The organism is Aeromonas sp. 102P (assembly GCF_051920345.1).
In the GTDB taxonomy this organism is placed as follows: Bacteria; Pseudomonadota; Gammaproteobacteria; order Enterobacterales; family Aeromonadaceae; genus Aeromonas; species Aeromonas veronii.
On sequence record NZ_JBQBCZ010000001.1, the window covers coordinates 379,752 to 399,772 of the forward strand.

At 59.8% G+C, this 20,021-nt stretch carries 19 protein-coding genes, 1 tRNA gene and 1 pseudogene; 11 read left to right on the top strand and 10 right to left on the bottom strand.

The genetic code is table 11. The features are described from left to right. The first annotated feature begins 98 nt into the window (after window positions 1-98). Window positions 99-401, top strand: a complete 303-nt coding sequence (locus ACTG1K_RS01885; RefSeq protein WP_005340687.1) for a c-type cytochrome — start codon at window positions 99-101, stop codon at window positions 399-401. A 67-nt stretch (window positions 402-468) separates the two neighbouring features. On the opposite strand, the gene recQ is transcribed toward ACTG1K_RS01885, so the two are convergent. Then, the gene (gene recQ, locus ACTG1K_RS01890; protein ID WP_042081697.1) at window positions 469-2,304 is read right to left on the bottom strand and encodes an ATP-dependent DNA helicase RecQ; all 1,836 of its coding nucleotides are present in this window, start codon (window positions 2,302-2,304) and stop codon (window positions 469-471) included. Window positions 2,305-2,437: 133 nt separating this feature from the next. On the opposite strand from recQ, the gene ACTG1K_RS01895 reads away from it, so the two are divergent. Continuing rightward, window positions 2,438-2,902, top strand: coding sequence for a thioesterase family protein (locus ACTG1K_RS01895; RefSeq protein WP_005355465.1), 465 nt, complete (start codon window positions 2,438-2,440; stop codon window positions 2,900-2,902). 124 nt (window positions 2,903-3,026) lie between these two features. After that, window positions 3,027-3,554: an AbiTii domain-containing protein gene (locus tag ACTG1K_RS01900; protein ID WP_440004746.1), complete on the top strand. Its 528-nt coding sequence runs from the start codon at window positions 3,027-3,029 to the stop codon at window positions 3,552-3,554. A gap of 260 nt (window positions 3,555-3,814) precedes the next feature. Here the strand turns inward: ACTG1K_RS01900 and ACTG1K_RS01905 are convergent. From ACTG1K_RS01905 to ACTG1K_RS01945, 9 genes are all read right to left on the bottom strand, one after another. Further along, a tRNA-Pro gene (locus ACTG1K_RS01905) sits at window positions 3,815-3,891 on the bottom strand. Between the two features lie 155 nt (window positions 3,892-4,046). Next, the gene (locus ACTG1K_RS01910) at window positions 4,047-4,751 is read right to left on the bottom strand and encodes an MOSC domain-containing protein (RefSeq protein WP_335848902.1); all 705 of its coding nucleotides are present in this window, start codon (window positions 4,749-4,751) and stop codon (window positions 4,047-4,049) included. 45 nt (window positions 4,752-4,796) lie between these two features. Further along, window positions 4,797-5,642, bottom strand: coding sequence for an ABC transporter permease subunit (locus ACTG1K_RS01915; RefSeq protein WP_005355472.1), 846 nt, complete (start codon window positions 5,640-5,642; stop codon window positions 4,797-4,799). Continuing rightward, window positions 5,639-6,544, bottom strand: coding sequence for an ABC transporter permease subunit (locus ACTG1K_RS01920; protein WP_005340703.1), 906 nt, complete (start codon window positions 6,542-6,544; stop codon window positions 5,639-5,641). The genes ACTG1K_RS01915 and ACTG1K_RS01920 overlap by 4 nt, the downstream gene beginning before the upstream one ends. Continuing rightward, window positions 6,541-7,695 (bottom strand): polyamine ABC transporter ATP-binding protein, encoded by a 1,155-nt coding sequence (gene potA, locus ACTG1K_RS01925; RefSeq protein ID WP_005340704.1) that lies wholly within the window; start codon window positions 7,693-7,695, stop codon window positions 6,541-6,543. The genes ACTG1K_RS01920 and potA overlap by 4 nt, the downstream gene beginning before the upstream one ends. Before the next feature lie 78 nt (window positions 7,696-7,773). Beyond that, a complete protein-coding gene (locus ACTG1K_RS01930; protein ID WP_440004747.1) occupies window positions 7,774-8,859 on the bottom strand; it encodes a polyamine ABC transporter substrate-binding protein in 1,086 nt (361 codons plus the stop codon). 119 nt (window positions 8,860-8,978) lie between these two features. Next, window positions 8,979-10,076 (bottom strand): extracellular solute-binding protein, encoded by a 1,098-nt coding sequence (locus ACTG1K_RS01935; RefSeq protein ID WP_005340709.1) that lies wholly within the window; start codon window positions 10,074-10,076, stop codon window positions 8,979-8,981. Between the two features lie 53 nt (window positions 10,077-10,129). Continuing rightward, window positions 10,130-11,491 (bottom strand): aspartate aminotransferase family protein, encoded by a 1,362-nt coding sequence (locus tag ACTG1K_RS01940; RefSeq protein ID WP_139433466.1) that lies wholly within the window; start codon window positions 11,489-11,491, stop codon window positions 10,130-10,132. A gap of 275 nt (window positions 11,492-11,766) precedes the next feature. Continuing rightward, window positions 11,767-13,098, bottom strand: coding sequence for a glutamine synthetase family protein (locus ACTG1K_RS01945; RefSeq protein WP_013723370.1), 1,332 nt, complete (start codon window positions 13,096-13,098; stop codon window positions 11,767-11,769). A gap of 478 nt (window positions 13,099-13,576) precedes the next feature. On the opposite strand from ACTG1K_RS01945, the gene ACTG1K_RS01950 reads away from it, so the two are divergent. The 8 genes and pseudogenes from ACTG1K_RS01950 (at window position 13,577) to ACTG1K_RS01985 (ending at window position 20,016) form a co-directional block, all read left to right on the top strand. Beyond that, window positions 13,577-13,963, top strand: coding sequence for a TraR/DksA family transcriptional regulator (locus ACTG1K_RS01950; protein WP_005356952.1), 387 nt, complete (start codon window positions 13,577-13,579; stop codon window positions 13,961-13,963). A gap of 147 nt (window positions 13,964-14,110) precedes the next feature. Then, the gene (locus ACTG1K_RS01955; RefSeq protein WP_069555513.1) at window positions 14,111-14,968 is read left to right on the top strand and encodes a hypothetical protein; all 858 of its coding nucleotides are present in this window, start codon (window positions 14,111-14,113) and stop codon (window positions 14,966-14,968) included. A 62-nt stretch (window positions 14,969-15,030) separates the two neighbouring features. Further along, complete coding sequence (locus tag ACTG1K_RS01960) at window positions 15,031-15,477, top strand: Mpo1 family 2-hydroxy fatty acid dioxygenase (protein ID WP_440004748.1); 447 nt, start codon at window positions 15,031-15,033, stop codon at window positions 15,475-15,477. 26 nt (window positions 15,478-15,503) lie between these two features. Then, window positions 15,504-15,998 carry a CreA family protein gene (locus ACTG1K_RS01965; RefSeq protein WP_005355485.1) on the top strand — a complete coding sequence of 165 codons (495 nt, stop codon included), beginning with the start codon at window positions 15,504-15,506 and terminating at the stop codon, window positions 15,996-15,998. Between the two features lie 74 nt (window positions 15,999-16,072). Continuing rightward, window positions 16,073-17,062, top strand: a complete 990-nt coding sequence (locus ACTG1K_RS01970; RefSeq protein ID WP_005340720.1) for a 2-hydroxyacid dehydrogenase — start codon at window positions 16,073-16,075, stop codon at window positions 17,060-17,062. Between the two features lie 92 nt (window positions 17,063-17,154). Next, a pseudogene (gene yegD / locus ACTG1K_RS01975) lies at window positions 17,155-18,515 on the top strand (molecular chaperone). Window positions 18,516-18,680: 165 nt separating this feature from the next. Beyond that, window positions 18,681-19,097, top strand: a complete 417-nt coding sequence (locus ACTG1K_RS01980) for an META domain-containing protein (protein ID WP_042081784.1) — start codon at window positions 18,681-18,683, stop codon at window positions 19,095-19,097. An 88-nt stretch (window positions 19,098-19,185) separates the two neighbouring features. Further along, window positions 19,186-20,016, top strand: coding sequence for an HDOD domain-containing protein (locus ACTG1K_RS01985; RefSeq protein ID WP_005355498.1), 831 nt, complete (start codon window positions 19,186-19,188; stop codon window positions 20,014-20,016). Window positions 20,017-20,021: the final 5 nt, after the last annotated feature.

The following is a 20,021-nucleotide window of genomic DNA, read 5'->3' on the forward strand; positions in this document are numbered from 1 at the left end:
CCATTCGTCCCTGCGTATGCTCGTGTCACTCTTTATACTGCCGTCAGCCATGCTTGCGCTAACTGGCGACCATCATTTTTCAATTCAAGGAGAAGAAGATGCAAAAATGGGTATATGCCCTGCCCCTGCTGGCACTGGCGTGGGGTCATCAGGCCAAGGCTGCCGATATTGAAGCCGGCAAAGCCAAAGCGGCGGTTTGTGCCGCCTGTCACGGCGTGGAAGGCAAGGCGATGATCCCCAACTATCCCCATCTGGCGGGTCAGAATGCCGCCTATCTGGTGAAACAGTTGAAAGCGTTCAAGGATGGCACCCGCAAAGAGCCCTTGATGGACCCCTTCATGGCGCCGCTGACCGATGCGGATATCGACAATCTGGCGGCCTTCTACGCCAGCCTGAAATAACCTCGCGTCTAACCCTTGGTTCTTCCGAGCCGCGCTTACCGTGGTCGATTAGGCTGCCTAATCGACCCTACCGCCGGCAGTAGTCGATGATCAGATCCATAAAGGCTTCGCCAAAGCGTTCCAGCTTGCGGTGCCCGACACCGTTGATGGCCAGCATCTCGTCTTCGGTCATCGGCATCAGCTGAGCCATCTCCACCAGGGTCGCATCGTTGAACACCACGTAGGGCGGCACCTCTTCGTCCTCGGCAATCTGCTTGCGCAGGCCGCGCAACTCCTTGAACAGCCGTTTGTCGTAGTTGGCGTTGTCGAGCAGGCCATTGCGCTTCTCCTTGCGGCTGGAGATGGGCTGCAAGCGGGGCACCGCCAGCTCCAGCTTCACCTCACCACGCAGCACGGGGCGGGCCGCCTCGGTCAACTGCAACACCAGATTGCGGGTGATGTTCTGGGTCAGCAGCCCCTTGTGGATCAGCTGGCGGATCACGCTCATCCAGTATTCGTGGCTCTGATCCTTGCCGATGCCGTAGGTCGAGAGCTTGTCGTGGCCGTGATCCTTGATGCGCTGGTTCAGCGACCCGCGCAGCACCTCCACTACATAACCCACCCCGAAATTCTGGCCCACCCGCCAGACGCAGGAGAGCGCCTTCTGGGCATCTTCGGTGCCGTCATAACTTTTGGGCGGATCGAGGCAGATATCGCAGTTGCCGCACGGCTTGTCGTTGTACTCGCCGAAGTAGTTGAGCAGCACCTGACGGCGGCAGGTCTGCGCTTCGGCAAAGGCGGCCATCACGTTGAGCTTGTACTGCTCCACCTGCAACTGCTGGGGATTCTCGATGTTGTCGAGCAGACGGCGCACCCGACCGATGTCGGCGGGATCGTAGAGCAGCAGAGCCTCGGCGGGGGTGCCATCGCGCCCGGCGCGGCCGGTCTCCTGATAGTAGGATTCGATGTTCTTCGGGATGTCGTAGTGCACCACGAAGCGCACGTTGGGCTTATCGATGCCCATACCGAACGCCACCGTCGCCACCACTATCTCGATGTCGTCCTTGAGGAAGGCATCCTGGGTCTGCTGGCGCTGCTCGAGCGGCAGCCCAGCATGATAGGGCGCAGCCTTGCAGCCGTGGCGGGATAACCGCTCGGCCACCTCCTCCACCCGGTTGCGACTGGAGCAGTAGACGATGCCGCAGTTGCCCTTCTGGCTCTGCACGTAACGCAGCAGCTGCTCGGCCGCCTTGAACTTCTCCACCAGGCTGTAGCGGATATTGGGGCGATCAAAGCTGGCAGTGTGAATAAAGGGATCGTTGAGCTCCAACCGGTGCAGCATGTCGCTGCGGGTCGCCTCGTCGGCAGTGGCGGTCAACGCTACCACAGGCACCTGTGGGAACCACTGTTTTAGCCGCCCCAGCGCCGCATACTCAGGCCGGAAATCGTGGCCCCACTGGGAGACGCAGTGCGCCTCGTCGATGGCGAACAGCCCGAGCGGCAGTTCGGCCAGCCGATCCATAAACTCGTGCTGCAGCAAGCGCTCGGGGGAGACATAGACCAGCTTGATCTCGCCGCGGCGCATGGCGGCGAAGTTCTGAATCATCTCCTCCCGACTGAGGGCCGAGTTGATGTAGACCGCCGCCACACCGTTGGCGCGCAGGCTGTCGACCTGATCCTTCATCAGCGAAATAAGGGGAGAGACCACCACCCCGAGCCCGGGCCGCAGCAGTGCCGGGATCTGGTAGCAGAGCGACTTGCCGCCGCCAGTGGGCTTGAGCACCAACGCATCGCGCCCCGCGACTATCTGCTCGATGATCTCGAGCTGGCCCGGCCGAAACTGCTGATAGCCGAAGACCGCCTGCAGCAGGGCAAGCGGACTCTCTGGCTGAGGATCTGGCAGGGTTTCGGCAATCGCGGTCATGGGCTCTCCTTTGGGGTCGCCATTCTAAAGCAGCCGCTGCCCACAATAAACCTGCCATTGCGACTGTTAAGGAACTGTTGCAGACTGGCTGGAGTTTTTACTCGGCTTTGATGACAAGGATTGGGATCAGAGAATGAAACAGATGCTCAAGAAGATGGCGCTCAGTGGCATTGCCAACCTGTTTGCCGAGAAGATGCCGTTCAACAAGCTGATCGGCATGCAGGTGACCCACTACGACTTCGACAAGGTGGAACTGCGCATCAAGATGGATGAGAAGCTGATCGGCAACCCCTTCCACAACATCCTGCATGGCGGCGTCACCGCCACGCTGCTGGATGTGGCGGGCGGCATGATCGTCGCCGCATCCTGCATCGACGAGCTGGAGGAGTTCTCCCCCAGTTATCTCAAGGAGCGCTTCGCTCGCCTCGGCACCATAGATCTGCGGGTGGACTACCTGCGCCCGGGGCGCGGCAACGAGTTTATCGCCACCGCCCACATCATCCGGGCGGGAAGCAAAGTCGCCGTAGCCCGGATGGAGCTGCACAACGAAGAGGGCACTCACATCGCCTTCGGCACCGGCACCTATCTGGTAGGTTGAACCAAGTTAGTGCATAAAAACCACGCGGCTAATCCACTTTTAATCATTAGATTCCTTACCCCCTCTGGCCGAACAAGGTCCATACTGATAGTCGGGATTGTGTGCAGAGGGAGGATTGCAGGCGATGAGTGCGAAACTGGCCATCAAACCATCCAGAGCCTTGTTGACACAGCTCGAGTCCATGCTCGACGAGGTGCAGACACCCGAGTGTCGCCACTGGTTGGAACAGGAGCTTGAGGGGTATTCTCTCTCCTCACCCTTGCCTTGGTATCGCATCGTTCCCTGTCGGCAACGCGGTCACTTTCTGGATCTGAAAACGGGAAAATATTTGACCTGTCACATCAACAGTCAAACGCTATGCCAACGCGATCTGGCCCAAATTCAGTTCATTTATGCCCGTGAACCCGCCGCCCACTATTTGCTGCAACGCAATTCCGGTATTGAACCCTGGCCAGAGCAGCTGCTGGAAGATTATCAGGAGCAGTTGATCCCCGGCCATTTATGCCTGCAAGCCTGGCATGAGCCCGTGATTTCATTACGTGCACAACTGATGGAGGGAATAGAACATTTCATTAGTGAGTACCCCAAGCACGCGGCCTTGCTGTCTCAACACAGTTTCAAGGCTTTGCGGCATCAGCACTGGCATATCTGAGTAAGCGCCTGGCGCGCAAGGAGAGCACCATAGACAAGACCCATAGCGAGATTGCCACAATCTAGAGTGCCGGAGTCAGGATCAGACTCCACCGATGGGCCACCGAGCGGTGGCCCTTTTAATGTCTGTGGTCTTGCTTCGCCCCTGCATACAGCAGGTCAGGTCACTTGGCCAGGTAACAGGTCAGCAGCTAAAGAAAATCGGGAAAACAGGAAGGATAAATGCAAAAAGGCCGCTCTATTGAGCGGCCTTTTCAAATTTGGTCGGTGTGAGAGGATTCGAACCTCCGACCCCTTCGTCCCGAACGAAGTGCGCTACCAAGCTGCGCTACACACCGATGTCTGCGGGACGGGAATTTACCGAAAGCCCAGACCCGACACAAGCCTTTTTTGCGTTTGGCAGGAAAAAAAGTGCCGTTCGCTCAACTATTCAGCACTCTTTTCATCCGTTTACCGGGCTGCAGCCAGCTGGTGACATTCCGGTAACCGGCTGTCAGGCCAGGCGCAGGGATGCCGGTCCCAGCAGACGGCGCTGCCAGTCAGCCACAGTACCATGCTCCAGCCAGTCGGCTGCATGCTGGCGCCAGTTGGGGGAAAGGGCCGGATTCTCCAGCAACATCAGCAGATCCGCTTCATTGCGCACCTGATTGAACAGGATATCCGCCGTGCGCTTCACCGTCAGTTCGGGATAGGGTCTGTCTACCAGCTCCATGGCCGACTCCGGCGACACCATCCCCTCCTCCAGCACCCGCAGCAGCCAGCCACAACGGCCATTCAGTTGCATCACCTGCGACATCTGGCCATAGCCAAAGCGCTGGTTGAGCTTGAAGCAGGGGGATCTCGGCTGGCTGATCTGGATCAGCGCCTCGCCGAGTCGATAGACATCGCCAATGCAGGCTTGCGCCTCGGTCAGCCCGAGACCGGAGAGGTTCTCGCCAAAGGCGGCAGGTTGCCAGGGTGTACGTGGCGCAGGCAAGTCCAGCGCGGTTTGCCAGGTCTGCCACCAGAGATAGTGATCGGCAGGATAGTAGTGGAGCGCCCGATCCGGGCCACCGTGGTGGCGCTGGTCACACTGTTCATCCTCTTCCAGACCGGCAAAGGTACAGCGAACTGGTGCAGAGATCGGTTGCTTGTGAATGGCGCTGGTGAGGCCGGGCACCAGCTCGGTGCCACGACCGCTAAAAAGGGAGATCCGCATACTCATCCTCCAGGTTGACGAGAGTAGGCGGATCTTATCATGGCGTCAGACGACGGCCTGCATCTGGGTGGTCATGGCTATCTCGGCGCGACGGCGCTTCTCCGCCCTGGCCATCAGATACCAGCTGCCGAAGGTAAAGAGCGATACCGACAGCAGGATCAGGCTGGCTACCGCGTTGATCTCGGGTTTCACCCCGAGCCGTACCGCCGAGAAGACCTCCATCGGCAAGGTGGTCGAGCCCGGGCCGGAGACGAAGCTCGCCAGCACCAGATCATCCAGCGACAGGGCAAACGACATCATGCCACCTGCCGCCAGCGAGGGGGCGATCATCGGGATGGTGATCAGGAAGAACACCTTCCACGGCTTGGCGCCAAGATCCATCGCAGCCTCCTCGATGGAGAGATCCAGCTCCCGCAACCGCGCCGACACCACGATCGCCACGTAGGCGGTACAGAAGGTGGTGTGGGCGATCCAGATGGTCAACATGCCCCGCTCGGCGGGCCAGCCCACCAGCTGGGCCATCGCCACGAACAGCAGCAGCAGCGACAGACCGGTGATCACCTCGGGCATCACCAGCGGCGCCGTCACCATGCCGCCGAACAGGGTGCGACCACGGAAGTGGGGAATTCGGGTCAGCACGAAGGCTGCCACCGTCCCCAGCGCCACCGCGGCGATCGCGGTGTAGAAGGCGATCTCCAGCGAGCGGAACACAGACCCGATCAGCTGCTTGTTATCGAGCAGGCCGAAATACCACTTGAGCGACCAGCCACCCCACACCGTCACCAGCTTGGAGGCGTTGAAGGAATAGATCACCATGATGATCATGGGCAGGTAGATAAACAGCAGCCCCAACCAGAGCATCAGTTTGGCAAAACCGAAACGCTTCATCATGCCTTGCCCTCCAGCTCTTTGGCCTGGTTACGGTTGAAGAGGATGATCGGAATGATCAGCACCGCCAGCATCACCACCGCCAGTGCAGAGGCTACCGGCCAGTCGCGGTTGTTGAAGAACTCCTGCCACAGCACCTTGCCGATCATCAGGGTCTCCGGGCCGCCCAGCATTTCCGGAATAACGAACTCCCCCACCACCGGAATGAACACCAGCATGCAGCCGGCGATAATGCCGTTTTTGGAGAGCGGCACCGTGATCTGCCAGAAGCGGGTTAGGTTGCGGGCCCCTAGGTCAGAAGCAGCCTCCAGCAGGCTCTGATCGTGTTTGACCAGATTGGCGTAGAGCGGCAGCACCATGAACGGCAGATAGGAGTAAACGATGCCGATATAGACCGCCAGGTTGGTGTTGAGGATCTGCAGCGGTTCGTCGATCACCCCGATCCCCAGCAAGACGCTGTTGAGCAGGCCGTTGTTGCTGAGGATCCCCATCCACGCATAGACCCGGATCAGAATGGCGGTCCAGGTCGGCATCATGATCAGCAGCAGCAGAACGGTCTGGGTCTCCTTGTTGGCCCGAGCGATGGAGTAGGCCATCGGATAGCCAATCAGCAGGCAGAGCAAAGTGCTGACGAAGGCCATCTTGAGGGAGCCCAGATAGGCCGCGATATAGAGCTCATCCTCCTGCAGCAGCAGGTAGTTGCCCATGTTGAGCAGGATGGTGAGCTGATTGTCGGCCCAGCTCACCACATCGGTGTAGGGCGGGATCGCCACATCCGCTTCCGCAAAACTGATCTTCACCACGATGACGAAGGGCAGCAGGAAAAAGAGGAACAGCCAGAAGAAGGGGATGCCGATCACCAGTCGGCGCCCCCCGACCCGCTTCAGTCGTTGCAAGAACTTCATGATTGCAGCACCACGCCGCTGTCATCTTCCCAGTAGAGGAACACCTGGTCATCCCAGGTTGGCCGCTTGCCGTGGCGTTCGGCATTGGCGATGAAAGCCTGAACGATTTTGCCCGAGGGCAGCTGGATGTGATAAACCGAGTGACCGCCCAGATAAGCGATGTCATAGACCTCACCCTTGGTCCAGTTGAAGTCCGGGTGCTCGATCTCCTCCGGCTTTTGCAGACTCATCAGCAGTTTTTCCGGCCGCAGGGCGTAGGTCACCTTCTTGTTTTCGGCGCGGGAGCTGATGCCGTGGCCCACATAGATGGGCTGCTCCAGATCGGCGCAGGCGATGGTGGCGTGGTCCTGCTCATCCTCCACCAGCAGGCCGTCGAACAGGTTGACGTTGCCGATAAACTCGCACACCAGCCGACTGGCCGGAGTCTCGTAGATATCCATCGGGCTGCCGATCTGCTCGATGCAGCCGAGGTGCATGATGGCGATCCGCTCCGCCATGGTCATGGCCTCTTCCTGATCGTGGGTCACCATGACGCAGGTAACCCCGACCCGCTCGATGATCTCAACCAGCTCCAGCTGCATCTTGGAACGCAGCTTCTTGTCGAGCGCCCCCATGGGTTCATCCAGCAGCAACAGTTTGGGACGCTTGGCCAGGGAACGAGCCAACGCCACCCGCTGGCGCTGGCCACCGGAGAGCTGATGCGGTTTGCGGCGAGCATACTGGGTCATCTGCACCAGCTTGAGCATCTCCTCCACTCGGGCATCGATCTCGGCCTTGGGCAGGCCATCCTGCTTGAGGCCAAAGGCGATGTTCTGGGCCACCGTCATATGGGGGAACAGGGCGTAGGACTGGAACATCATGTTGATGGGGCGTTCATAGGGGGGCATGTCGGTGATGTCGACCCCGTCGAGGAACAGCCGCCCCTCGGTCGGGCGCTCGAAACCGGCCAGCATCCGCAGCAGGGTCGATTTGCCGGAACCGGACCCGCCGAGCAGGGCGAAAATCTCCCCCTTGTGAATATTGAGAGATACGTTATCGACCGCCAGCGTTTCGTCGAACTGCTTGCTTACCCGATCAATTTTCACCAGCACTTCTTTGCGCTGCTGACTGCCCTCGAGGGCTTTCTTGTAGGCACTGGAGGCTATCGCCATTACCAAACTCCCCAACGTGATACCAGCCTTGCGGCCGATCCATAAAAGCGATTTGGCGTCCCCGAACGGGCACCAAGGTTAGGTACCGGACTTGATCTTGGTCCAACTCCGGGTGATTAGACGCTGTACCGAGCGGGGATGTGCTTCCTGCACATAGAGTCGCTCCAGCACGGCTTGAGGGGGATATACCTCCTCATTGTTGCGCACCGCCTCATCCATAAACTCGCCCGCCCTTGAGTTGGGATTCGCGTAGCCCACATAGTCGCTGACCTTGGCGATCACTTCGGGCTGCAGGACGTAGTTGATGAGAGCGTGCGCCTCTTTGACATTGGTGGCATCGGACGGGATCGCCATCATGTCGAACCAGAGATTGCCCCCCTCTTTCGGAATGCTGTAGGCAATTTTCACCCCCTTGCCAGCTTCATCGGCGCGGGCAGCGGCTTGCAGGATGTCGCCGGAAAAACCGGCCGCCACGCAGATGTCACCATTGGCGAGATCGCCGATGTATTTGGAGGAGTGGAAGTAGGCTACATAGGGCCGCACCTTGAGCAGCAGCGCCTCGGCCTGCTTGATATCCCCCGTCGCATGACTGTTGGGATCGAGCCCGAGGTAGTTGAGGGCAGCAGGGATCATCTCGTCGGCAGAGTCGAGAAAGGCGACGCCGCAGCGAGAGAGTTTCGCCATGTTTTCCGGTTCGAAGATGGTGGCCCAGGAGTCAATCTTGTCGACCCCCAGCACCGCCTTGATTTTGTCGACGTTGTAGCCGATGCCGTTGGTCCCCCACAGATAGGGCACCGCGTACTGATGACCCGGATCCATCTTGTCGAGCTGCTTGAGCAGCACGGGATCCAGGTTGGCCAGATTGGGCAGCAAGGATTTATCCAGTTTCTGGAAGGCTCCCGCCTTGATCTGCTTGGCCAGGAAATTATTGGAGGGCACCACCAAATCGTAACCGGTCCGCCCCGTCAGCAACTTGCCTTCCAGGGTCTCGTTGGAGTCAAACACGTCATAGACGGTCTTGATCCCGGTCGCCTGCTGGAAATCGCTGAGGGTAGTCTCGCCGATATAGTCAGACCAGTTGTAGAAGTGCAGCACAGGGGCAGCCTGGGCCACATTCGCCAATCCCATGGTCAGCGCTATGGTTAGCAATCTGGTTGTATTCACGGTGTCAGTTCTCCTGTTTCAGTGGTTGACCGTCTGCGCATCCATTCGCGCGGCCCATCCGGATGGATGGCATCACTACCCTCCCGGCCGAACTGCGGACCGGGAGGGGCATTCGTTACTTACTTGCCGGACTTGATCTTGGTCCAGCTGCGGGTCATCAGACGCTGCACCTTGGCCGGCAGATCCGGGAAGGTGTAGATCTTCTGCAGGGTCGCCGCATCAGGGTAGATACCCGGATCGGTGCGGATCGCCTCATCCACCAGCGGGGTTGCCGCCTTGTTGCCGTTCGGGAACTGCACCACGTTGGTGATATTGGCGATCACCTCGGGCTTCATCAGGTAGTTGATGAAGGTGTGGGCCGCCTCGACGTTCTTGGCATCCGCCGGAATGGCGATCATGTCAAAGAAGCTGCCTGCCCCCTCTTTCGGAATGGTGTAGGTGAGCGCGACGCCATTCTTGGCCTCGGCTGCCCGCGCCTTGGACTGCTGCAAGTCACCGGAGTAACCGACCGCGACGCAGAGGTTGCCGTTGGCCAGATCCGAGATGTACTTGGAGGAGTGGAAATAGGCGGTATAAGGACGGATGGAGAGGAACAGCTCCTCAGCCTTCTTCAGCTCGGCCGGTTTCTGGCTATCCGGTTTGAAGCCCAGATATTGCAGGGCCGCCGGCAGCATTTCGGTCGGTGAATCGAGGAAGGAGACGCCACACTCTTTCAACTTGGCCATGTTCTCCGGCTTGAACACCAGATCCCAGGAGTTGACCGGGGCATCGGCCCCCAGCACGGCTTTCACCTTCTCGGCGTTGTAGGCATATCCGATGGTGCCCCACAGATAGGGGATGGAGTACTGGTTGCCCGGATCGCTCGGCTCGAGCGCCTTGAGCAGGTCGACATCCATGTTTTGCCAGTTGGAGAGCTTGGACTTGTCCAGTTTCTGGAACACGCCCGCCTTGATCTGCTTGGCCAGGAAGGGGTTGGATGGCACCACGATGTCGTAGCCCGAACTACCCGCCAGCAACTTGGCTTCCAGTACCTCGTTACTGTCGAACACGTCATAGACCACCTTGATCCCCGTCTCCTTCTGGAAGTTATCCAGGGTATCCGGCGCTATGTAGTCGCTCCAGTTGTAGACGTGCAGCACCTTCTCTTCAGCCATTGCTCCGGCACTTGCCATGACCAGAGCCACAGAGGCAGCGATCACTCCTGTTTTGAAAGACATCATCCTTGTCTCCTAAGCAAATTGTATGCGCATGCCAACCTGCCCGACCCGCCTCAACCCTTCAGCTTTGCGGCTGTCAGATCCAGACTGCGCCTGGCCAGATCGACCAATTCATCAACCTGTTCCTCGGTGATGACCAAGGGGGGCGATATGATCATGGTATCGCCTACCGCCCTCATCACCAAGCCATTGTTAAAGCAGAACTCCCGGCAAGTCATCCCCGCATTTGCCTGAGCTGGGAAACGCCGGTTGGTCTGCTTGTCCTCAACGATTTCCAGCGCGGCGACCAATCCTTTGCCACGGGTTTCTCCCACCAGCGGATGATCGGCCAGCTCCGCCCAGCGGCGCTGCAAATAGGGGCCGATAGTATCATGCACTCGCTTAACTATGCTCTCTTTCTGCATAAGCTGGATGTTGGCCACCGCCACGGCGCAAGAGACCGGATGACCCGAGTAGGTGAAGCCGTGGTTGAACTCGCCCCCCTCCTCCACCAACCCCTTGGCAACCCGGTCACTCACCATCACAGCGCCGAGCGGCAGATAACCGGAGGTGATCCCCTTGGCCAGACACATCAGGTCCGGCTTGATGCCAAACCCTTCGCTGGCAAACCAGTGGCCGGTACGGCCAAAGCCGCAGATCACCTCGTCGGCGATCAGCAGGATGCCGTAGTGATCGCAGATGCGCTGGATCTCCGGCCAGTAGCTGTCAGGCGGAATGATGACGCCGCCCGCCCCCTGGATCGGCTCGCCGATAAAGGCAGCCACCTTGTCCACCCCCAACTCCAGAATCTTCTGCTCCAGCTGACGGGCCCGCTCCAGCCCGAAGTCGTGGGCACTCATCCCCTGCCCCTCACCGAAGTGGTAGGGCTGATCGATGTGCACTATGCCGGGAATGGGCAGGCCACCCTGGGCATGCATCCCTTTCATGCCGCCCAGGCTCGCCCCCGCCACGGTAGAACCGTGGTAGGCGTTGTGGCGACTGATGATCACCTGTTTGTCAGGCTGACCCTTGCTGGCCCAGTAGTGGCGCACCATCCGCAGCACGGTGTCGTTGCACTCGGAGCCGGAGCCAGTAAAGAAGACGTGGTTGAGATGGGCTGGCGTCACCTCGGCCAGCAGGGTCGCCAGCTCGATCACCGGCGGGTGAGCGGTCTGGAAGAAGAGGTTGTAGTAGGGCAACTGCTGCATCTGACGGGTGGCGGCATCCACTAGCTCCTGGCGGCCATAGCCCATATTGACGCACCACAGGCCCGCCATGCCGTCGAGAATGCGTTTTCCCTCGGAGTCTTCCAGATAGACGCCGCTGGCTTTGGTAATGATGCGCGATCCCTTCTTGTTCAGGGCCTGAAAGTCGGTAAAGGGGTGCAGGTGGTGGCTGGCATCCAGTTGTTGCCACTCACGGGTTGTCTGCTGCATTTGTTGCTCCTCGGTTCCTTCGATTTAGCAAGATTCAGTCGTCAAATAGTCAGGTGAGTCGGCACGTTCGCAGCCACAGTCACTCACGGCGTGTCTGCTGCATTCGTTACTCCCCTGCGCCTTCGATTTGGCAAGATTCAATCGTTAATCAATCCAGGTCGCAGCGCTCTTTCGGCCACAACCACTCACAGGTGGCTGCCGCCACCTGACTCGCGTTCCGGTCTCTTCAATACAGGGATCGGGGAGGCCGACTCCGGCCCCCCGTTACAGGGGGATCAGACGTTCAGCAGCAGGAACTCCCGCTCCCAGCGACTGATCACCCCGAAGTAGGTCTCGTACTCTTTGCGTTTGACCGCGACGAAGGCGCGGGTGAAGCGCTCGCCCAGCATCTCCTTGATGGGCTCGCACTGTTCGAGATGGCTGAGTGCCTCCTCCAGCGAGCGGGGCAGGCTGTAGGGCAGGTCATAGGCGCTCGACTTCATCTCCGGCAGCGGCTCCAGCTTCTCCATCATGCCGAGATAGCCACAAGCCAGAGTGGCGGCCAGTGCCAGATAGGGGTTGGCATCGGCACCGGCGAAGCGGTTTTCCACCCGCCGCGCGCTCGGGTCAGAGAAGGGCACCCGCAGGCCGCAGGTACGGTTCTCGACCCCCCACTGGACGTTGCGTGGCGCGCTCTCGCCAAAGGTGAGGCGGCGGTAGGAGTTGACGTTGGGGGCCAGCAGGGCGGTCACCGCCGGGGTGTATTTCTGCAAACCGGCAATGAAGTGCATGAACTGTTCGCTGTTGCCGCCGTTCGGGGTACCGAACAGGTTGTGGCCGTTCACATCTTCCAGACTCTGGTGGATGTGCATGGCCGACCCCGGTTCGTCACTCATCGGCTTGGCCATGAAGGTGGCATAGATGCCGTGGCGGTGTGCGGCCTCACGCATGGTGCGCTTGAACAGGAACACCTGATCCGCCAGATCGATGGCATCACCATGCAGGAAGTTGATCTCCATCTGGGCGGCGCCCGACTCGTGGATCAGGGTGTCCACCTCCAGCTCCTGCGCCTCGCAGTAGTCATACATGTCTTCAAAAATGGGGTCGAACTCGTTGACCGCATCGATACTGAACGATTGGCGGGCGGTCTCAGGGCGGCCGTTGCGGCCCACCGGCGGCACCAGCGGATAGTCGGGGTCTTCGTTGCGGGTGACCAGATAGAATTCCAGCTCGGGCGCCACCACCGGCTTCCAGCCCTGCTTCTCGTAAAATGACAGAACCCGACGCAGCACGGAGCGCGGCGCGATGTCGATCAGCTTGCCGTTGACGTCGAAACAGTCGTGGATCACCTGGGCAGTGGGCTCCAGCGCCCAGGGGACAAAACGGATGGTGTTGGGGTCGGGATAGAGCTGCATGTCCCGCTCCAGCGGGTCGATCATGCTGTCGTCATCCGGATATTCGCCGGTCACCGTCTGGGTGAAAATCACCTCGGGCAGACGCATGCCCCCTTCGCGCAAAAACTTGTTGGCTGGGATGATCTTGCCCCGGGCGTTGCCGGTGAAATCCGGGAACAGGCACTCCACCTCCGTGATGCGATTACTCTCCATCCAGCCTTTGATACTGTCCATGTTAAACCCCGACTTTACGGTTGCCATTGGCAAGGGTGTCTAATATATGGAACACCCTTGTTATAAAATTGTAATCAACATCACCATAAAAGCCCGCCATCAAGGGCAATGTCAAGCGGGCGTGTTTAAAAAACTATAAATAACGGCGCATATAATGACCAAGGCGGCACCAAATACTAAACACTCAAATCCGTACGAAGCCCCCCTCTCATCGTTGCAAAGGCGATGCCAACAGAGGGTGAAGCAGGCGCCAGATCCCGACCAATCCCCCGCAGGAACGGACCATTTTTTTGCAAGGGCGCACAATCCTTATCCTATTTGCTTTGCTTGGCTGCATTTTTTTGGTACAAGGCCCGCCCTGATTTGCACTCTCTTGCATGAAACAGGTGCAAATCGGGATACAAGGGCTTGGTCTGTAGGCAGACAGCCCCCATAAACAGGGATAATTGGGTTAGTAAACTGACTGGTAGTTAATCGTATGTGTGATTTCATGACTGAAGACCAACTGGCCTTTTACAAGGGGCAGATCGAGCGACAGATCGTCGAGCTCGAAGAGCGCCTGAACTCCCAGGCCAGCCAGGCCATCGCCACCGACACCAACGAGATGGCTGATGAAATTGACCGTGCCAGTATCGAGGAAGCCCGCCGTCTGGAGCTGAACCGCATCGAGCACGACAAGCTGCACCTGCGCAAGCTGCGGGGCGCATTGAAGCGCATCAGCGAAGGGGATTTTGGTTACTGCGAATCTTGCGGTGACGAGATCTCCCTCAAGCGGCTGCATGCCCGTCCGGAATCCCGTTTCTGCGTCGAATGCCAGAGCACCAAGGAATTTAACGATACCCACGTGTTCCGTCGCGTCGCCTGATTCTTCGAAGAACCGTCACCATTCTGGTGCAACAGACGCCAGCAAGGCAGGGCCCTGCGCTCAAACCTTGCACAACGCCTCGCAGCAAGATGGTGACAAGTTCTGTTAGACTCCGGACACCTTCCGGAATCTACAGGAGAACAGAGAGTGAAATGGCTCATCAAGCTGTGTTTGTGCCTGCCACTGCTGGCACAAGCACAGGTTCTGACGGTCAAGGTCCCCAGCCGTCCCGTCAACAATCTTGACCAGGAGTACCAGTACAAGCTGCTGGAACTGGCCCTGACCCGCTCCGGGCAACCCTTTCGCATCCAGCCTGTCGAACTCGACCTCAACCAGTTCACCCTCCAGCAGCAGCTGAGCAAGGGCAAGACCATCAACGTCTTCTGGATGGGCACCTCCAGCGAGCTCGAATCCTCCCTGATTGCCGTCCCCATTCCGCTTTTTCGCGGGCTGGAAGGATTGCGGCTGTCATTCATCCACGCGGATGCCCAAGAGAAGTTCAACCAGATCAATACCCTGGCCGACCTCAAACAGCTGAAGGCGGCGCAAGGGGTCGGTTGGGCCGATAACAAAATTCTGGAAAATGCGGGCATCCCGACCTTCTCCGGCCGATACAGCAGCCTGTTTCGCCTTATCAACGACGGCGACAAGATCGACTTCTTCCCGCGCGCCCTGGTGGAGATCTTCGCCGAGCGCAGCGAGCTGGTGGCGCAGTATCCCAACCTCGCCATCGAGCAGCATCTGCTGATCCGCTACCCCTTCGCCCAGTTCTTCTTCGTCAGCCCCGAATACCCCAAGCTGGCCAAGGCGATTCAGACCGGGTTGGAGCGGGCCTATGCCGATGGCAGCTTTATGAAGTTCTTCAATGACAACCCCAAGATCCGCGAAGCGCTCGCCAGCGCCAACCTCGATCAGCGGGTCACCATCGCCCTGCCCAATCCGGACATGACCCCATTGCTAAAATCCATTCCGGCCCAATATTGGGAGTATCCACCGCAGGGATAAGCATCCCGAGCGCCTGACCACGAAGGTCAGGCAGCGAGAACTCAGTGCGCCAGGGAGGTGCCATGAAGGGAATCCAGGAGTGGTTTGCGCAGTACGGGCAGAGCCATCGCCATCCGATAAACGTCGCCATCCACAAACTGGCGGTGCCGGGCATCTATTTCTGCTCGCTGGCGCTGCTCTGGTGTCTGCCACACGGGCCCTTGCCAGAGCCCCTCAACTGGGCGGCAGTGGCAGCCATTCCGGTGCTGCTGTTCTACCTGCAGCTGTCGTTTTCGCTGTTCGCGGGGATGGCCGGGCTGACCGCACTGGGATTGTGGATCTGCCACCAATGGCAGGGGCCGCTGTTGTGGCCCGCCGTGGCAGCGTTCGTGATTCTCTGGATAGCCCAGTTTGTCGGCCACAAGATCGAGGGCAAACGCCCCTCCTTCCTCGCCGACCTGCAATTTCTGCTGATAGGCCCCGCCTGGGTGCTTGCCAGCCTCTATCGTCGCCTGGGCATTCCCTATTGAGGAGTGCCGGGCCAACAGGAGAGACCATGACACATAACCACACGCGACATAATGCCCTGCGCCGCGCCCTGCCCCTGCTGCTGGGGGCCCTGTTTGCTGGCCCGGCGCTGGCCGACAAGGCCGACCCGGTCGGTGAAGTGAGCACTGCCTTCAAGCTGTTTGGCCCCAACCACAAGATCCTGGTGGAGGCGTTCGACGACCCGCGCATCGACGGCGTCGCCTGCTATCTGGCTCGCCCAAAGACCGGTGGTGTAAAAGGCGGGCTGGGACTGGCGGAAGATCCCTCCCACGCCTCCCTGTCGTGCCACCAGATCGGCCCTATCACCCTGCCCGAAAAGCTGAAGGCGGGAGAAGAGGTGTTCGATGTCAGCACTTCACTGGTGTTCAAGGAGCAGAAAGTGGTGCGTTTTTACGACAAGAAACGCAATGCACTGGTTTACCTGACCTACAGCACCAAACTGGTGGATGGTTCGTACAAGAGTGCAGTCAGCGCCGTTCCCATTATGCCCTGGGGACAATAACCAGCCGGTTTGTCCGGTGATAGCTGACCCATTTTGTTGTAATTTGACGACACACACGCTGCGGAGCACATACCATGAAAGTCGCCGTATTCAGTACCAAGAGCTATGACAAAGAGCATTTCAACCAGGCCAACAGCCAGTACGGCTTCGATCTGGAGTTTTTCGATGTGCGGCTGGAGGCCAAAACGGCCCGACTGGCTCACGGCTTCCCGGTGGTGTGTCTGTTCGTCAATGACGATGCCGACCGCGAGGTATTGACCGAACTGGCTGCCAACGGCACCCAGGTGATTGCCCTACGCTGCGCCGGTTACAACAACGTGGATCTGGCCGCTGCCAAAGAGCTGGGGCTGAAAGTGGTGCGAGTGCCCGCCTACTCCCCCGAGGCGACCGCCGAGCATGCTGTCGGCATGATGATGTGCCTCAACCGCCGCATCCATAAGGCTTATCAGCGCACCCGCGACGCCAACTTCTCGCTGGAAGGGCTGGTCGGCTTCAACATGCATGGCAAGACCGTTGGCGTCATCGGCACCGGCAAGATCGGTCTGGCCGCCCTGCGCATCCTTAAGGGCTTCGGGGTTCGCCTGCTGGTGAACGATCCTTACCAGAATCCGGCAGCCATCGAGCTGGGTGCCGAGTACGTGGATCTCGATACCCTGTTCCGCCAATCCGACATCATCAGCCTGCACTGCCCGCTGTTTAAAGAGAACTACCACCTGTTGAACAAGGAGGCGTTCGCCAAGATGAAGGACGGGGTGATGATCATCAACACCAGCCGTGGCGGCCTGCTCGACTCCAACGCCGCCATCGAGGCGCTCAAGACCTCCCGTATCGGTGCTCTGGGGCTGGACGTCTACGAAGAGGAAGAGGATCTCTTCTTCTCCGACAAGTCCAACGAAGTGATCACCGATGACGTGTTCCGCCGCCTGTCAGCCTGCCACAACGTGCTGTTCACCGGCCATCAGGCGTTCCTGACCCGCGAGGCACTGCACGCCATCGCCGATACCACCCTCGGCAATATCCGCGCCATCGAGAGCCAGGGCCGCTGCGACAACGAAGTGGAATAAGGGCTCGCCCTCTCTTCGTCACGCGCCGGGTTGTGAGACCCGGCGCCTTCGGGTAGGCTAGCCCCCCTTTTTTATTCAGGAGTCTGGCGCCCATGTTTATCGGATTTGATTACGGCACCTCCAACTGTGCCGTGGCCGTGATGGAACAAGGTAGCCCCAGGCTGCTCAATCTTGGCGCATCCCGCTATCTCCCCTCCACCCTGCATGCCCCCCACCGGGATGCTATCGCCGGTCTGTTGGCCGAAGGGCTGGCCCCCGCCCAGCAGGCGGAGTACCTCAAGCTGCGTGGCCCCGTGGTCACCCGTGCCCAGATGGTTCGCCGCCAGATGCGCGAAGAGGGACTGATCGACGAGCTGAGCTTTGGCGGTGCCGCGCTGGAGCGCTATCTGGAAGAGCCGGACGACGGCTACTACATCAAATCGCCGAAATCCTTCCTCGGTGCCTATGGCCTCAAGGCCCCCCAGATCGCCCTGTTTGAAGACATCGTCTGCGCCATGATGCTCCATGTCCGCCAGCAGGCGGAGCAGCAGCTCGGCGCCCCGATCCGCCAGGCGGTGATCGGCCGACCGGTCAACTTCCAGGGTCTGGCGGGGGAAGAGAGCAACCAGCAAGCTATCGCCATCCTGACCGAGGCGGCCCGTCTGGCCGGTTTCGAGCAGGTGGAGTTCCTCTACGAGCCTGTGGCCGCCGGGTTTGAATTCGAGGCGCGCCTCACCGAAGACGCCGTGGTGCTGGTGGTGGATATCGGCGGCGGTACCACCGACTGCTCCATGCTGCGGATGGGTCCCAGCTACCGCGATCAGCTGGATCGCAGCGGCGATCTGCTCGGCCACAGCGGCCAGCGGATCGGCGGCAACGACTTCGATATCCGCCTGACGGTGGAGGGGATGATGCCGCTGCTCGGCATGCACGAGACCCTCAAGACCGGCAAGCCGCTGCCCCACCCGCTGTTCTGGGATGCGGCCGCCATCAACGACGTCAGCGCCCAGAGCCGCTTCTACAGCCTCGACACCGCCCGCCAGCTGCAGGATCTGCAGCTCGACAGCCAGCCCGGCAGCAAGCTGGGACGTCTGGCCAGCCTGCGGGCCCACAAGCTGAGCCACCAGCTGGTATGGCGTGCCGAGCAGGGCAAGATCGCCCTCTCGGAGCAGGAGCTCAATCGCCAATCGCTGGCCGAGCTGGAAAAGGGCTGGAAGCGGAGCTGACCCGCGAACAGCTGGCCAACGCCTCAGCCCTGCTGCTGGAGAAGATTGGCGAGCTGATGGACGAAGCGATTGCCGCCGCCGGTGTGCAGCCGGATCGCATCTTCGTCACCGGCGGTAGCGCCCGCTCGCCGCTGATCGCCAGCTTTATCCGCCAGAAGCTCCCGTCCATACAGCTTGAGGGGGGGGATGACTTCGGCTCGGTGGCCGCCGGTCTCGCCCGTTATGCCGAGCGGCTGTTCGCCAACTGAGCCCTGAGATAGCGTAAATCGATGGCAACATCACCCGTGTGTTGCCATTAAGCGACAGTCGTGCGGGACAAGGGGCGACAGAAGCGGTCGGTCGTCCCCTCTCCCGCCCTGCTCCCGACTGCCCAAAAAGGGTATTCTTGACGCTCCCCCAACCGGAGCCCCCTCATGCCCAGATTGCCCTTTTTGCTGATCCCCCTGTTACTGCTCGCTGGCTGCAGCTCGTCCGCCTTTGTTCAGCAAGATCTGCAACACCACCACTGGGTACTGAGCAAACTGGATGGCGAACCGATCAAGGCCCCCCGCGACAATCCCCCCGATTTCGAGATCGGCGAGCACTTCACCGTCAACGGCATCGCCGGTTGCAACCGCTACTTCGGTCAGGGCCATCTGGAAGATGACAAGCTGTGGGTCACCAGTCTGGGCAGCACCGAAATGGCCTGCATGCCGCCGCTCGACACTATCGAACAGGCCGTACTGACCACCCTGACCGAGGGGGCAACCTTGAGCGGCACCAGTCAGAACCTGATCCTGCAGGGCAAACAGCACCGTTTGGAATACACCTTGCGCGACTGGGTGTTCTAGCGCTCACAAAGCCGCATCACAAACAGGAACATGTTGTCCGGCTGTGGCACAATATGAGGCAGAGTTCGCAACGGAGGCTGCCTCAGCCATGTCGATGGATCGCCTGTTTGACAAGATCAAACAACTCCCCACTATTCCCAAGCTGCTGCACGAGTTGATGCAGAGCTTCAACGACGAGAATGCCCGCATCGACGAGATTGCGGCCAAGATCGCCATGGATCAGGTGATCAGCGTCAAGGTGCTGCGGATGGCCAACTCGGCCGCCCTGCGCCGGGGCAACGAAGTGACCTCCATCGAACAGGCGGTGATCCGGCTCGGCTTCAACCGGCTGCGCTCCGTGGTGGTCGCCTCCGGCATCATCGGCACCTTCAAGGCCCCGCCCAGCTTCGACAAGAACAAGTTCTGGACCGAGACCTTCCAGGTCGCCACCATCGCCAAAACCTTGGCCCAGGAGGCCAAAGTGATGGATCCCGAGACCGCCTTCACCTGCGCCCTGATCCACAACATCGGCGAGCTGCTTATCCAGAGCACCTTGCCGGAAGAGGCCGAGCTCATCAACATGGCGATCCAGAACGGCAGCAGCCGGGTCGAGGCCCAGCGGGAGATGCTGGGCTACGACTATGCCCAGCTCGGTGCCGAGCTGGCGCGGCGCTGGAACCTCTCCGAGGCCTTCGTCGATGCCATCTCCCAACAGCTTGACCCGCTCTCCCACGATCCGGTCAGCAAGGAGGCGGTGCTGATCCGCCTCGCCGTGTTTATCTCCTTCGCCTGGAACGCGGGCGTGCCTGCCCAGGCCATCATCGCCCGCTTCCCCAAACCGCTCGCCGACCAGTTGGGACTGGATCCCAAGTCGCTGGCAGGCCAGCTCGAAACACTGCATGAACAGGGTAATGCCCTCGCCGATCTTCTGACTCAATAAGCATC